Raw genomic sequence first — 13,602 nt, forward strand, 5'->3', positions numbered from 1 at the left:
CCGCGACGGATGTCGCATTGTGATATGCGGCGGGGGACCATAGACTGGTGACTGATGCGGCCGAGAGACGAGGAGTGCGATGGGCGCCGGCGCCTTGACTAGGGATGTCGACCTTCCCAACCCGGACGCCAAGCGCTGGCTGGCGCTGGCGGAAAAAGCGCTTGCCGGCGGCGCTTTCGAACAGAAGCTTGTTTCGCACACCGATGACGGCATCCGCATCGAGCCGCTCAGCGAGCGTTCGACGACAGCCGAGCCGCTGGTGCGCACCAATCCGAAGTCGCCATGGATCGTCAGCCAGCGCATCGACGATCCCGATATCGCCCGCGCCAGCGCCCAGGCGCTGCAGGACATCGCTGAGGGCGCGACCGGCCTGTCGCTGGTTTTCGAGGGTGCGCCGAATGCGTTCGGCTACGGGCTGCCGAGAACCGCGGAGGCGCTGGAAACGGTGCTCGACGGCGTGCCGCTCAACCGGGTCCAGGTGCGCATCGATGCGCATCCGTGGAGCCGCGCCGTGGCGGATTGGCTGCTCGCCTTCCTGACCCGGCGCCGCTCCGATCCGGCGAAGCTCAACCTTTCCTTCGGCATCGACCCGGCGGCAATCTTCGCCGGCACCGGACGGCTGCGCACCTCGATCGAGGCGCTGCAGGAGTCAATGCCGCAATCGCTGGCGCATTTCTTCTCGATGGGCGTGCCCGGCGTGCTGCTCGAAGCGGACGGCCGCGTCTTCCACAATGCCGGCGCCACCGAAGCGCAGGAACTCGGCACGATGATGGCTTCCGCCGTGTCCTATCTCAGGATGTTCGAGAAGGCGCGTCAGCCGCTGGTCTATGCCGCGCCCTATATCGGCTTTGCCCTCAGCGTCGACCAGGACCAGTTCCTGTCGATGGCCAAGGTGCGGGCGTTGCGCAAGCTCTGGACGCGGATCCAGGAAGCCTGCTCGATCCCGGCCTCGACAGCGAACGTCCACGCCGAGACCTCCTACCGCATGATGGCGATGGCGGATCCGGAAACCAACATTCTGCGCACCGCGATTGCCGCTTTTGCCGCCGCGACCGGCGGCGCTGATTCCGTCTCGATCCTGCCGCATACCATCGCGCATGGACTGCCGGCCGGTTTTGCGCGCCGCGTCGCCCGCAACGCGCAGCTGATCCTGGCGCATGAGAGCCATCTCCATCACGTGGCCGATCCGGCCAGCGGCTCCGGAGCGGTCGAGGCGCTGACCGACGGTCTTTGCGCGGCGGCCTGGGAAGAATTTCAGCGCATCGAGGCCGAGGGCGGCGTGCTCAACAGCCTGCAGCAGGGCTATATCCAGAACCGTGTGCAGACGGCCGCCGCGAAGCGCAATGCCGTCTATCGGGCCGGCGAACGAGGCATCATCGGCACCACCTTGTTCCGCACCGGCAGCGAGCGCCCCGTCGAGACATTGAAAGCCGAACGCCGGCCCGCGCTGACAGAAGGTGTGGCGACCTGCGAGCCGCTGTTTCCAGTTCGCATCGATCAGTCGATCGGAGCCGGCTCATGATCCCGGATTTCAGCCAGATCGGCTGGTCGGCGCCGCGCCGCGCGCCGGTCGAGCTCAAAGGCCAGCGGATGACGCCGGAAGGCATCGCCCTGAAACACCTCTACACGCAGGCCGACCTCAAGGGCCTGGCCAATCTCGACACCTATCCGGGCCTGCCGCCCTTCGTGCGCGGCCCCTACCCGACCATGTATGTCCAGCAGCCCTGGACGATCCGGCAATATGCCGGCTTCTCGACGGCGGAGGAATCCAACGCTTTCTACCGGCGCAACCTCGCGGCCGGCCAGAAGGGCCTGTCGGTCGCCTTCGACCTCGCGACCCATCGCGGCTATGACAGCGACCATCCGCGCGTCGCCGGCGATGTCGGCATGGCGGGCGTGGCGATCGATTCCATCCTCGACATGCGCCAGCTGTTCGACGGCATTCCGCTCAACGAGATGACGGTGTCGATGACCATGAACGGCGCCGTGCTGCCGATCATGGCGCTCTATATCGTGGCGGCGGAGGAACAGGGTGTCGCGCAGAAGGACCTCTCCGGGACCATTCAGAACGACATTCTGAAGGAGTTCATGGTCCGCAACACCTACATCTATCCGCCGAAGCCTTCGATGCGGATCGTGTCGGACATCTTCGCCTATACCTCTCGGCACATGCCGAAATTCAATTCGATCTCGATCTCCGGCTATCATATGCAGGAGGCGGGCGCGACGGCCGACCTCGAACTCGCCTACACGATCGCCGACGGTATCGAATATGCGCGCGCCGGCGTCGCCGCGGGTCTCGACATCGACCGGTTCGCGCCGCGCCTTTCCTTCTTCTGGGCGATCGGCATGAACTTCTTCATGGAGGTCGCCAAGCTCAGGGCCGCGCGGCTGCTCTGGTCGAGCCTGATGAAGAAGAATTTTGCGCCGAAGGACGAGCGCTCGCTGTCGCTGCGCACCCATTGCCAGACATCGGGCTGGTCGCTGACGGCGCAGGATCCCTACAACAACATCACGCGCACGATGATCGAGGCGATGGCGGCAACGCAGGGACATACGCAGTCGCTGCACACCAATTCCTTCGACGAGGCGATGGCGCTGCCGACCGACCATTCGGCCCGCGTTGCCCGCAACACGCAGCTCATCCTGCAACAGGAATCCGGCACCACGCGCATGATCGACCCGTGGGGCGGCTCGGCCTATGTCGAGCGGCTGACGCATGATCTGGCGGCCCGCGCGCTCGCTCATATCGAGGAGGTCGAAAACCTCGGCGGCATGGCGGCGGCGATCGAGAAAGGCATTCCGAAGCTGCGCATCGAGGAAGCGGCGGCGCGCACCCAGGCACGCATCGATTCCGGCGAGCAGGTGCTGGTCGGCGTCAATGCGCATCGCCCGGAAGCCGATATCGAGGTCGATGTGCTGAAGATCGATAATGCCGAGGTCAAGGCCCGGCAATTGGCGAAGCTGCAGCGGCTCAAAGGCACGCGCGACGTCGCGGCCCTGGAGGATGCGCTAACCGCCCTCACCCGCGCGGCTGAAAGCGGCGAGAACCTGCTCGAATTCGCGATCCGCGCGGCGCGGGCCAATGCGACCGTCGGCGAGATCTCGCTGGCGCTGGAGAAAGTGTTCGGGCGCCATGCAGCCACCGTGCACACCATCTCCGGCGTCTATCGCGACGCGCTCGGCGACAATCCGGCGGTCGATCGGCTCAAGGACAAGCTCGAAGCCTTCGAGAAGAAGTCCGGTGCAAAGCCGCGCATCCTGGTCGCCAAGATGGGCCAGGACGGCCATGATCGCGGCCAGAAGGTGATCGCCAGCGCCTTTGCCGATCTCGGCTTCGACGTCACCGTCGGACCGATGTTCCAGACGCCCGAGGAGATCGCAAAGCTAGCGGTGCAGCATGATGTCGACATCATCGGCGCGTCCTCGCTCGCGGCCGGACATCTGACGCTGATCCCCGAGCTCAAGGAGGCGCTGAGGAAGCTCGGCCATGGCGACATGCTGATCGTCGCCGGCGGCGTCATCCCGCCACAGGATTACGACGCGGTGCTGAAGGCTGGGGCGGCCGAAATCTTCCCGCCGGGGACCGTCATCCCGCAAGCGGCGGACAGGCTGATGGACAGGCTGCTGTCGGTCGAGTGAATACCCTGTGTCGGGACTGGTCAAACGCAACTCGTTGCTTAAGGCTTATCGGCACAGCTAATGCGCCAATCGAGAGAGGAAGAGGATCCCGTCCTCAACCGCTTCTTGATGGCGACCATGTCAGTAGTTCCCAATCGGTTGTTATAATTTCCGTTGCAACAACAGGCCCTCCAGTTATAATGGCCGTTGCAACAGGACGACCTACCATGAACATCACCATTCGAAAGATTGGCAACTCCGAAGGTCTGATTTTGCCGAAAGAGCTTCTCGACCGGCTAAACCTGAAGGCGGGCGACAACGTCATTGTCGTTCAGGAGGGCCAGGAGCTGCGCTTGCGCCGTCTTGAAGCCTCTGCCGAAGAATTCGAGCGTAAGATGAAGATCGCGCGCGAACGGATGAAGAAATACGAGGTTGCCTACCGCGCGCTCGCTAAATGACCGAGCATCATTCGCGAGAATTCGTGGAGGCGATGCACGCTGAGCAGTTGCGCCTCCATGGCGGAGCCTCCGGTATACGCGACCAGGGCTTGCTAGAATCTGCCCTCGCCCGCCCCCAACAGAAGGAAGCGTATGGCGAGCCCGATCTTTGTGAACTCGCGGCGGCCTACCTCTTCGGCAGTGCGAAGAACCACCCCTTCGTTGACGGGAACAAGCGCACGGCTTTTGCCGCGGCCGATTTGTTTCTCTATCTCAACGGGTTAAGCGTAGAAGCCGAACAGCAGGATGTTATCCAGTTGGTGATGATGGTCGCCGCAGGTGAAATCGATGAGACCGGAGCCGCGGCGTTTTTCCGCGACCATACAGTCAAGCTCAAGGCCTAGTTCTCGGCCTTGTCCGACAGCTTGACGATCTCCCACTCCTTGCCGTTGACGGCAACGACCTCGCCGACCTTCTTGCCGAACAGGGCCATCGCCATCGGCGAGACATGGGAGATGCTGCCTTTCGACGGGTTGGCCTCGTCCTCGCCGACGATGCGCCAGTGGACCTTCTTGCCGTCGCCGTTTTCCAGCGTGACGCCCATGCCGAAGCGGACCACATTGCTGCCGGACTCCGGCACCGAAAGCTCCGCGCTCTCGCGCCGCGCGGTCCAGTAGCGCAGGTCGCGGGACACTATTGCGAGGCGCTCGCGATCGCCGCGTCTTTCGGCCTTGGCCATCTGATCTCGCAATTCGGAGAGATTCTCTTCGATCATCGCGAGTCCCCGCTCCGTAACCAGATTGCGGTGCGGACTGATCGGCCGTTCGCCGACACCGGCAATGGCGTTTTCGCTGTCTTCCTCGCGGGTGAAAGCTCTACTCATAACATGAACTTAAGCTTGGTGAGGCAACTGCACAAGCGGTTTGCCTGCGAGCCTGCCTTGGCACGAATCCTGCGATGGAGCGGTTGAAACGCCAGGACCTGTGCCGATGTTGAACAGACGAACGCTGCTTGCCCGCACCACCGGCCTCGCCGCTGCCGGCCTCCTTGCCGGCAAGGCGTCGGCGAAGATGCTGCCCGGCATTGAAAAGGCCACGATGCGCGGCTCGATCAACGCCATCGAAATCGGCGTGCAGCCGGGCGCGCTGGACGACCAGAGCAAGGCCTTCGCCAAGATGCTCAGCGACGCCAGCGACCGCGATGCGCCGGTGTTTCTGCCGCCCGGCACCTATCTTGTCTCCAACCTGAAGCTGCCTGCCCGCGTGCGCCTTTCGGGCGTCCCGGGGGCGACCCGCATCGTCTATGGCGGCAACGGCCACCTGATGATGGCGGAACAGGCCGAGCATATCGAGCTAAGCGGGCTGGTGCTGGACGGCAGCAACCGCTGGCTGGCCGACTATACGCAAGGGCTGCTCGATCTGCGCCGCGTCGCGCATCTCGCCATCGACAATTGCCAGGTCACAGGCAGCGGCAAGAACGGGCTGGCGCTGGAACATGTTTCAGGCCGCATCGGGCGCTGCGATATTTCGGGTGCGGCAGACGCCGGCATCTATTCGGTCGAGGCCGGCGGGCTGGAGATCTCGGGCAATACCGTCTCGGATTGCGCCAATGGCGGCATTCTCGTGCATCGCTGGCAGCAGGCGGAAGACGGCACCATCGTCAGCGGCAACCGCGTGCAGCGCATCGGCGCGAGGAGCGGCGGCACCGGCCAGAACGGCAACGGTATCAACGCCTTCCGCGCCGGCAATGTCATTATCTCCGCCAACGTCGTGTCGGACTGCGCCTTCTCGGCGATCCGCGCCAACAGCTCCAGCAATCTGCAGATCACCGGCAACACCTGCTCGCGCTCGGGCGAGACGGGGATTTATTCGGAATTCTCCTTCGAGGGTGCGATCCTCAGCAACAATCTGGTCGACGGTGCCGCCAATGGCATCTCGATCGTAAACTTCAACGAAGGCGGCCGCATGGCCGTGTGCTCGAACAATATCGTGCGCAACCTCTCGACCGTCGGCCCCTACACCGCCGACCCGCCGGGCTTCGGCGTCGGCATCAGCGCCGAGGCCGAAACCTCCGTCTGCGGCAATGTCGTGGAGAACGCGCCCCTCTACGGCATGCAGCTCGGCTGGGGTCCTTATCTGCGCAATGTGGTTGCAACGGGCAACATCATCCGCAAGTCCGGCACGGGCATCGTCGTCAGCGTCGTCGAGGGTTCCGGCAGCGCGGTCATTTCGGACAATATCATCGACGCCGCGCAGAACGGCGCCATCATCGGCCAGCGCTGGGCCAATCCGGTGACGGGCGATCTGGCAAGATCAACCTTTACCGGCTACGCGCATCTGACCGTCGAGCGGAACAAGGTCAGTTAGGCCAGCGCCGCCGTCGGCCGCAGCAAGCCCACCTTGGCGCCGATACGGCTTTCGACCGGCGGATGGGCGAGTTCGGCAAGCTTTGCCGCGAGCGCTTCGTCGCTGCGCAGCAGCTTGGCCAGCACGGCGGCGATCATCACCTCGGAGGCGCGGCTGGCGCCGTCATCGCATTTCAAGGCGATGCCGAGACCGAGCTCGGGCAAGGCCGCGCAATAGACGCCCTCGGCGCCGGTCTTGACGAAGATGCGGCCGGGCGCGGCCCGCATCAGCGCGAGGTCCGCCTTACCGGTGCCGGCCACCAGGAACGGTTCGGCCATGCAGGCCGAGAGCAGGCGCTTCGCCGCCTTGGCGCGTTCGGGCGCAAAGCCCCTGCCCGTCGCCATACGCGCAAAGCCCAGCGCAAAGCTCTTCAGCGGCACGGCATAGGTCGGGATCGAGCAGCCGTCGGTGCCGCAATGGTCGACATCATGCGCGGCGCCGGTCACCGATTGCATCGCGTCGCGCACCATCTCCTGCAGCGCATGGCCGGCCTTGACGTAGCCGCCATGGGCAATGCCGGAATGCACGCAGGTACAGAGGAAACCGGCATGCTTGCCGGAGCAATTGTTGTGGAGCGGGTTGGGCGCGCTGCCGGTGCGGGCCATCGCGATCGTCGCAACGTGGCTCGACGGCCAGTGCGCGCCGCATTCGAGCGCCGTCTTATCGAGACCGGCCTTGGCGAGCATTGCTTGCGTCAGTTCGACATGCGCCGGCTCGCCTGAATGCGAGGCGCAGGCCAGCGCCAATTCGCGATCGCCGAAGCCGTAGGCGTCGGCAGCACCGGATTCGAGCAGCGGCAGCGCCTGGATCGCCTTCACCGCCGAGCGCGGAAACACCGGTCGCGCCGTATCGCCGATCTCCCAGACAGGCTTGCCGTCGGCGTCGAAGACAGAAACCGCGCCGCGATGGGCGCTTTCGACCACCGCGCCGCGCGTGACTTCGACCAGAACCGGATTTGCCATGCTGCCTCCCGCAAGCGCGCGCCGGGCGCCGCTTCAATGCGGGCCGCTTCTACCTGATCCGATCGAGGATGGAAACGTAGTTGGCCACCGCAGCACCGCCCATGTTGAAGATGCCGCCGAGTTTTGCCCCAGGCACCTGAATGCCGCCGGCCTCGCCGGTCAGTTGCATGGCGGTGAGCACATGCATGGAGACGCCGGTGGCTCCGATCGGATGGCCCTTGGCCTTCAGCCCGCCGGACGGATTGACCGGCAGCCGGCCGTCCTTGGCCGTCACGCCTTCCAGTGCGAGCTTCGCGCCTCCGCCGGGCTTCGCCAGGCCCATCGCCTCGTATTCGATAAGCTCGGCGATGGTGAAGCAGTCATGCGTCTCGACGAAGGAGAGGTCGTCGAGCGTGACGCCGGCCTTCTTCAGCGCCTGGCCCCAAGCCCGCTCGCAGCCCTCGAAGGAAAGGATGTCGCGCTTCGACATCGGCAGGAAATCCTGGACGTGCTCATTGGCGCGGAAGGTCACGGCGCGGCGCATCTTCAGCGCCGTCGCGGTGTCGGTGAGCACGAGCGCGGCGGCGCCATCCGAGACCAGCGAGCAGTCGGTGCGCTTCAGCGGACCGGCGACGAAGGGGTTCTTCTCACTTTCCTGACGGCAGAACTCGTAGCCGAAATCCTTGCGCATTTGGGCATAGGGATTGTCGACGCCGTTTTTGTGGTTCTTGGCGGCAATCATGGCGAGCGCATCCGACTGGTCGCCATAGCGCTGAAAATAGGCCTGCGCGATCTTGCCGAAGACGCCGGCAAAGCCGGCCGGCGTTTCGCCATCCTCGGGCAGGTAGGAAGCTTTCAGCAGGTTCTTGCCGATCTCGGGCCCAGGTGTGGTGGTCATCTGCTCGGCGCCGACCACCAACACGACGCGGGCGGCGTTGGAATCGATGGCGCGGACGCCTTGTCTCACCGCAGCCGAACCGGTGGCGCAGGCATTCTCCACGCGCGTCGCCGACTTGAAGCGCAGCCGATCGTCGGCCTGCAGCACCAGGCTCGCGGTGAAATCCTGCGGTGAGAAGCCGGCGTTGAAATGGCCGAGCACGATCTCGTCGACATCGTCAGGGCCGATGCCGGCATGATCGAGCGCGTCCACGGCGACCTTGGTGATCAAGCCCTCCAGCGTCTCGCCTTCGAGCTTGCCGAAACGCGAATGCGCCCAGCCGACGATGCATGCGGTCATGACAGCCTCCATCTGCCGCGCAGCCTACCACGTCCGGTCGCGGCATGACATTCAATATTGTTCAATAGTGAACCGTTTTCCAGCCGAAGGGATGGGGCCAGAGCGATACGATCGATTGATCCGATGCCGATTTTTTATTGATTGATGCGTCAATAAAAAATAATCTCGCTTCGAACCGGACCCCTCGCATGCCGAAAATCGGAATGGAACCGCTGCGCCGCAAGGCGCTGATCGACGCGACGATCTCGGCAATCGGCGAGCGCGGTTCGCTGGACGTCACCATGTCGGAGATCGCCGGCCGCGCCGGCGTGTCGTCGGCGCTCGCCCATCACTATTTCGGCGCCAAGGACGAGCTGCTCTTCGCCACGATGCGGCACATCCTTGCCGAGCTCAACATCGATACAAGACGAGCGCTTCGCGTCGCCGCGACACCGCGCCAGCGCGTCTCGGCGGTCGTTGCGGTCAGTTTCTCCGACGAGCAGTTCCAGCCGGAGATCATCGCGGCCTGGCTCGCCTTCTATGTCGAGGCGCAGAAATCGACCGAGTTGCGGCGGCTGCTTCGTATCTATGCGCGGCGGCTCAATTCCAACCTGATGAGCGGGCTGACCGGCATTCTGCCGAGGGCCGAAGCGGACCGCGCTGCGGAAGCGACGGCGGCGCTGATCGACGGACTCTACATTCGGCGCGCGCTGAAGGACGGCGTGCCCGATGCGCAGACAGCGATCGCGCTCGTCGAAGATTATCTCGAAACCAAGCTCAGCGGACGGAGCCTGCCTTGACCACCGAACGACCCAATTTCCTGATCGTCATGGTCGATCAGCTCAGCGGCACGCTCTTCCCCGACGGCCCGGCGGATTTCCTGCACGTGCCGCATCTCAAGGCGCTCGCCGCTCGCTCGGCGCGTTTCGCCAACAACTACACCGCCTCGCCGCTTTGCGCGCCCGGCCGGGCCTCGTTCATGAGCGGCCAGCTGCCGTCGCGCACCGGGGTCTATGACAACGCCGCCGAATTCTCCTCCTCGATCCCGACCTTCGCGCATCATCTGCGCTCCGCCGGCTATTACACCTGCCTGTCCGGCAAGATGCATTTCGTCGGACCGGACCAGTTGCACGGCTTCGAGGAGCGGCTGACCACCGATATCTATCCGGCCGATTTCGGCTGGACGCCGGATTACCGCAAGCCCGGCGAGCGCATCGACTGGTGGTATCACAATCTCGGCTCGGTCACCGGCGCCGGCGTTGCCGAGACCACCAACCAGATGGAGTATGACGACGAGGTGGTGTTTCTGGCCGAGCAAAAGCTGTACCAGCTTTCGCGCGAGCAGGACGATGCGGGACATCGGCCCTGGTGCCTTACCGTTTCGCTATCGCACCCGCACGATCCCTATGTCGCGCGCAGGCAGTACTGGGATCTTTACGAGAACTGCCAGACGCTCGATCCCGAAACGCCGTTCATCCCGCATGACGAACAGGACACGCATTCGCAGCGCCTTTACCGGGCAAGCGACTATCAGTCCTTCGAGATCACGTCCGAGCAGGTGCGCCGTTCCCGGCGCGGCTATTTCGCCAACATTTCCTATGTCGACGATAAGCTCGGCGAGCTTCTGGACGTCCTCAAGCGCACTCGCATGCTTGACGACACCATCATCCTGTTCTGCTCGGATCACGGCGACATGCTGGGCGAGCGCGGCCTGTGGTTCAAAATGAGCTTCTTCGAGGGCTCGGCGCGCGTGCCGCTGATGATCGCCGGCAACGGCGTGCCAGCCGGCCTCATCGAGGCGCCCGTCTCCAATCTCGACGTGACGCCGACGCTCTGTGACCTCGCCGGCATTGATATCGCTGCAATCGCGCCGTGGACCGACGGCCAGTCGCTGCTGCCGCTGCTCGGCGGCAAGCCGCGCACCGCACCCGTTGTCATGGAATATGCCGCCGAAGGCTCCTATGCGCCGCTGGCCGCGATCCGCGACGGCAAATACAAATTCGTCCATTGCGAGCTCGACGCGCCGCAGCTGTTCGACCTGGAGGCCGACCCGCTCGAACGGAACAACCTCGCTGAGGATCCGGCGAACGCTGCCCTGGTGGCGGCGTTCATGGAAAAGGTCCGGGCGCGCTGGGACATGGCCGCGTTCGATGCCGCGGTGCGCGAAAGCCAGGCACGCCGCTGGGTCGTCTACCCGGCGCTGCGCAACGGCGCCTATTACCCCTGGGATTTCCAGCCGCTGCAGAAAGCCTCGGAGCGCTACATGCGCAATCACATGAATCTCGACAACCTCGAAGAGAGCAAACGATATCCGCGAGGCGAATGATGGCAGACGTTCTGGTTCCCACCCTCGACCGCCTGAAGCAGGCCTATGCGGTGACCTCGACGGCGACGCAAGTCACGCCGCTGTTGGAGTCGCCCGCACTTGCGAGGGAAGCCGGCGCCGCGCGGGTGTTCGTCAAGCCGGAATCGCTGCAATGGGCGGGGTCCTTCAAGGTGCGCGGCGCCTATTGGCGCCTTAAGCGGCTGTCACCGGACGAAGCGAGGAAAGGCGTGGTCGCCTATTCCTCCGGCAATTTCGCGCAAGGGCTTGCGGCTGCCGGCCAGGCGCTCGGCATTCCCGTCACCATCGTCATGCCGATCGACGCGCCTGCCGCCAAGCGCGACGCGACCGCCGGCTATGGCGCGCGCGTGGTGCTGACCGATCATGGCGAGCGTGCCCGCGAGGAAGTCGCCGCCGCCAAGGCGCGCGAGATCGCCGAGACCGAGCAGCTCACCTTGCTGCATCCCTTCGACGATCCCGAGATCGTCGCCGGCCAGGCAGGGGCCGGGCTGGAAGCGCTCGACCAGTTGGCGGCGAAGAAGGCCCACGCCGATTTGGTGTTCTGCTCGGCCGGCGGCGGCGGGCTGATCGGCGGCGTTTCGCTCGCCTTCCATTATCTGTCGCCGAACACCGAGATCATCGCCGTCGAACCGGAAGGCTTCAACGGCATGGGAGCGTCGCTGGCGCATGGCGCGATCGAGACGATGCCGATCGGGCCGAGATCGATCTGCGACGGGCTGATGGCGCGCAAGCCAGGCGAGGCGCCCTTCGCGGCGGTGAGTGCTGCCGGGGTTCGCGGCGTCACCGTCGAGGATGCCGCGGTGAGGGGTGCAATGAAGATCGCGTTCGAGCGGCTGAAGCTGGTGCTGGAGCCTTCGGGCGCGGCCTCGCTTGCCGCGCTGCTCGGCGGCAAGGTGGATGTGGCGGGCAAAACCGTCCTTGTGGTGGCTACCGGCGGCAATGTCTCGCTCGCCGACTTTATGGCGCATATGAACAATGCTTGAAGCGGATTTCGTCATCATCGGATCCGGCTCCGCCGGCTCGGCCATGGCCTACCGGCTGTCGGAAGACGGCAAGCATTCGGTGATCGTCATCGAGTTCGGCGGCACCGATATGGGGCCGCTGATCCAGATGCCGTCGGCGCTGTCGATCCCGCTCAACATGAGCCTTTACGACTGGGGCTTCGCCAGCGAGCCGGAGCCGCATCTCGGCGGCCGCGTGCTCGCCACCCCGCGCGGCAAGGTGATCGGCGGTTCGTCCTCCATCAACGGCATGGTCTATGTTCGCGGCCATGCGCGCGACTTCGACCATTGGGCCGAACAGGGTGCTGCCGGATGGGGCTTCGCCGACGTGCTTCCCTATTTCAAGCGCATGGAGGATTCCGACGGCGGCGAGGACGGCTGGCGCGGTCAGGGCGGCCCGCTGCATGTGCAGCGCGGCACGCGCAAGAACCCGCTTTACGGCGCCTTCCTCGAGGCGGGCAGGCAGGCCGGCTTCGAGCTCACCGACGACTATAACGGATCGAAGCAGGAAGGCTTCGGGCCGATGGAGCAGACCATCTGGCGCGGCCGCCGCTGGTCCGCGGCCAATGCCTATCTGAAGCCGGCGCTCAAACGAAAAAATGTTAGCCTGCTCAAAGGTTTCGCGCGGCGCGTGGTGATCGAGAATCAACGTGCCGTCGGCGTCGAGATCGAAGCTCACAAACAGATTCAGGTCGTTAAGGCGCGACGTGAGGTGATTGTGGCGGCGTCGTCGATCAATTCGCCGAAGATCCTTATGCTGTCCGGCATCGGTCCGGGCGCACATCTGCAGGAAAACGGCATAGAGGTCATTGCCGACCGGCAGGGTGTCGGCCGCAATCTGCAGGACCATCTGGAGCTTTATATCCAGCAGGAAGCGACCAGACCGATCACGCTGAATTCGGTGCTCAACCCGTTCTCCAAGGCAATGATCGGCGCGCAGTGGCTGTTCTTCAAGACCGGCCTCGGCGCCACCAACCATTTCGAGGCGGCGGCCTTCGTGCGTTCGCAGGCCGGTGTCGACTACCCCGATATCCAGTATCACTTCATCCCAGCGGCGGTGCGCTATGACGGCAAGGCGGCGGCGAAGTCGCATGGCTTCCAGGCGCATGTCGGGCCGATGCGGTCGAAGTCGCGCGGCTCGGTGAGCCTGCGCTCGCCCGATCCGAAAGCGAAACCGGTGATCCGCTTCAACTACATGTCGCATCCCGACGACTGGAGCGAGTTCCGCCACTGCATCCGGCTGACGCGCGAGATTTTTGGCCAGAAGGCCTTCGACGGCTTCCGCGGCAAGGAGATTTCGCCGGGCGCCCATGTGCGGACCGACGACGAGCTCGACGCCTTCATCCGCGATCACGCCGAGAGCGCCTATCACCCTTGCGGCACCTGCAGGATGGGCCGCGCCGACGACCTGACCAGCGTCGTCGATCCGGAATGCCGGGTGATCGGCGTCGAGGGGCTGCGCGTTGCCGATTCCTCGATCTTCCCGCGGGTGACCAACGGCAACCTGAACGCGCCGTCGATCATGACCGGCGAGAAGGCGTCCGACCACATCCTTGGCCGCACGCCGCTCGCGCCATCCAACCAGGAACCCTGGATCAATCGGCGCTGGCAGGTGGCAGACAGATAGCGCATGATCC

The 13,602-nt window shown here is 64.6% G+C and carries 12 protein-coding genes; 9 read left to right on the forward strand and 3 right to left on the reverse strand.

Features of this window, described 5'->3' with window-relative positions:
* Positions 1-79 precede the first annotated feature (79 nt).
* The 4 genes from EOD29_RS07270 to EOD29_RS07285 all read left to right on the forward strand — a co-directional run bounded on the left by EOD29_RS07270 (position 80) and on the right by EOD29_RS07285 (position 4,462).
* On the forward strand, positions 80-1,522 hold the full coding sequence (locus EOD29_RS07270; RefSeq protein WP_127246281.1) for a methylmalonyl-CoA mutase family protein: 1,443 nt from the start codon (positions 80-82) through the stop codon (positions 1,520-1,522).
* A complete protein-coding gene (gene scpA / locus EOD29_RS07275) occupies positions 1,519-3,642 on the forward strand; it encodes a methylmalonyl-CoA mutase (RefSeq protein WP_127246282.1) in 2,124 nt (707 codons plus the stop codon). The genes EOD29_RS07270 and scpA overlap by 4 nt, the downstream gene beginning before the upstream one ends.
* Before the next feature lie 206 nt (positions 3,643-3,848).
* The gene (locus EOD29_RS07280) at positions 3,849-4,079 is read left to right on the forward strand and encodes an AbrB/MazE/SpoVT family DNA-binding domain-containing protein (RefSeq protein WP_127246283.1); all 231 of its coding nucleotides are present in this window, start codon (positions 3,849-3,851) and stop codon (positions 4,077-4,079) included.
* The gene (locus EOD29_RS07285; protein ID WP_127246284.1) at positions 4,076-4,462 is read left to right on the forward strand and encodes a type II toxin-antitoxin system death-on-curing family toxin; all 387 of its coding nucleotides are present in this window, start codon (positions 4,076-4,078) and stop codon (positions 4,460-4,462) included. Before EOD29_RS07280 ends, EOD29_RS07285 begins: the two co-directional genes overlap by 4 nt.
* Here EOD29_RS07285 and greA read toward each other — a convergent pair.
* Positions 4,459-4,941 (reverse strand): transcription elongation factor GreA, encoded by a 483-nt coding sequence (greA, locus tag EOD29_RS07290; protein WP_066997710.1) that lies wholly within the window; start codon positions 4,939-4,941, stop codon positions 4,459-4,461. The genes EOD29_RS07285 and greA overlap by 4 nt on opposite strands.
* Positions 4,942-5,047: 106 nt before the next feature.
* Between greA and EOD29_RS07295 the strand changes: the two genes are divergently transcribed.
* Entirely contained in the window at positions 5,048-6,424 is a 1,377-nt protein-coding gene (locus EOD29_RS07295) for a TIGR03808 family TAT-translocated repetitive protein (RefSeq protein ID WP_127246285.1), read from the forward strand.
* On the opposite strand, the gene EOD29_RS07300 is transcribed toward EOD29_RS07295, so the two are convergent.
* Positions 6,421-7,425, reverse strand: a complete 1,005-nt coding sequence (locus EOD29_RS07300; protein WP_127246286.1) for an asparaginase — start codon at positions 7,423-7,425, stop codon at positions 6,421-6,423. The two genes, EOD29_RS07295 and EOD29_RS07300, sit on opposite strands and share 4 nt — an antisense overlap.
* A 49-nt stretch (positions 7,426-7,474) precedes the next feature.
* Entirely contained in the window at positions 7,475-8,641 is a 1,167-nt protein-coding gene (locus EOD29_RS07305) for an acetyl-CoA acetyltransferase (RefSeq protein ID WP_067321232.1), read from the reverse strand.
* A 188-nt stretch (positions 8,642-8,829) separates the two neighbouring features.
* Between EOD29_RS07305 and betI the strand changes: the two genes are divergently transcribed.
* The 4 genes from betI to betA are packed head-to-tail and all read left to right on the forward strand — an operon-like array spanning position 8,830 to position 13,592.
* Complete coding sequence (gene betI, locus EOD29_RS07310) at positions 8,830-9,420, forward strand: transcriptional regulator BetI (RefSeq protein WP_067320854.1); 591 nt, start codon at positions 8,830-8,832, stop codon at positions 9,418-9,420.
* Positions 9,417-10,946 (forward strand): choline-sulfatase, encoded by a 1,530-nt coding sequence (gene betC / locus EOD29_RS07315; RefSeq protein ID WP_067320852.1) that lies wholly within the window; start codon positions 9,417-9,419, stop codon positions 10,944-10,946. Before betI ends, betC begins: the two co-directional genes overlap by 4 nt.
* Positions 10,943-11,947: a threonine/serine dehydratase gene (locus EOD29_RS07320; RefSeq protein WP_164763706.1), complete on the forward strand. Its 1,005-nt coding sequence runs from the start codon at positions 10,943-10,945 to the stop codon at positions 11,945-11,947. The genes betC and EOD29_RS07320 overlap by 4 nt, the downstream gene beginning before the upstream one ends.
* A complete protein-coding gene (gene betA, locus EOD29_RS07325; RefSeq protein ID WP_127246288.1) occupies positions 11,940-13,592 on the forward strand; it encodes a choline dehydrogenase in 1,653 nt (550 codons plus the stop codon). The genes EOD29_RS07320 and betA overlap by 8 nt, the downstream gene beginning before the upstream one ends.
* Positions 13,593-13,602: the final 10 nt, after the last annotated feature.

The organism is Mesorhizobium sp. M1A.T.Ca.IN.004.03.1.1, assembly GCF_003997555.1.
Lineage (GTDB): Bacteria > Pseudomonadota > Alphaproteobacteria > Rhizobiales > Rhizobiaceae > Mesorhizobium.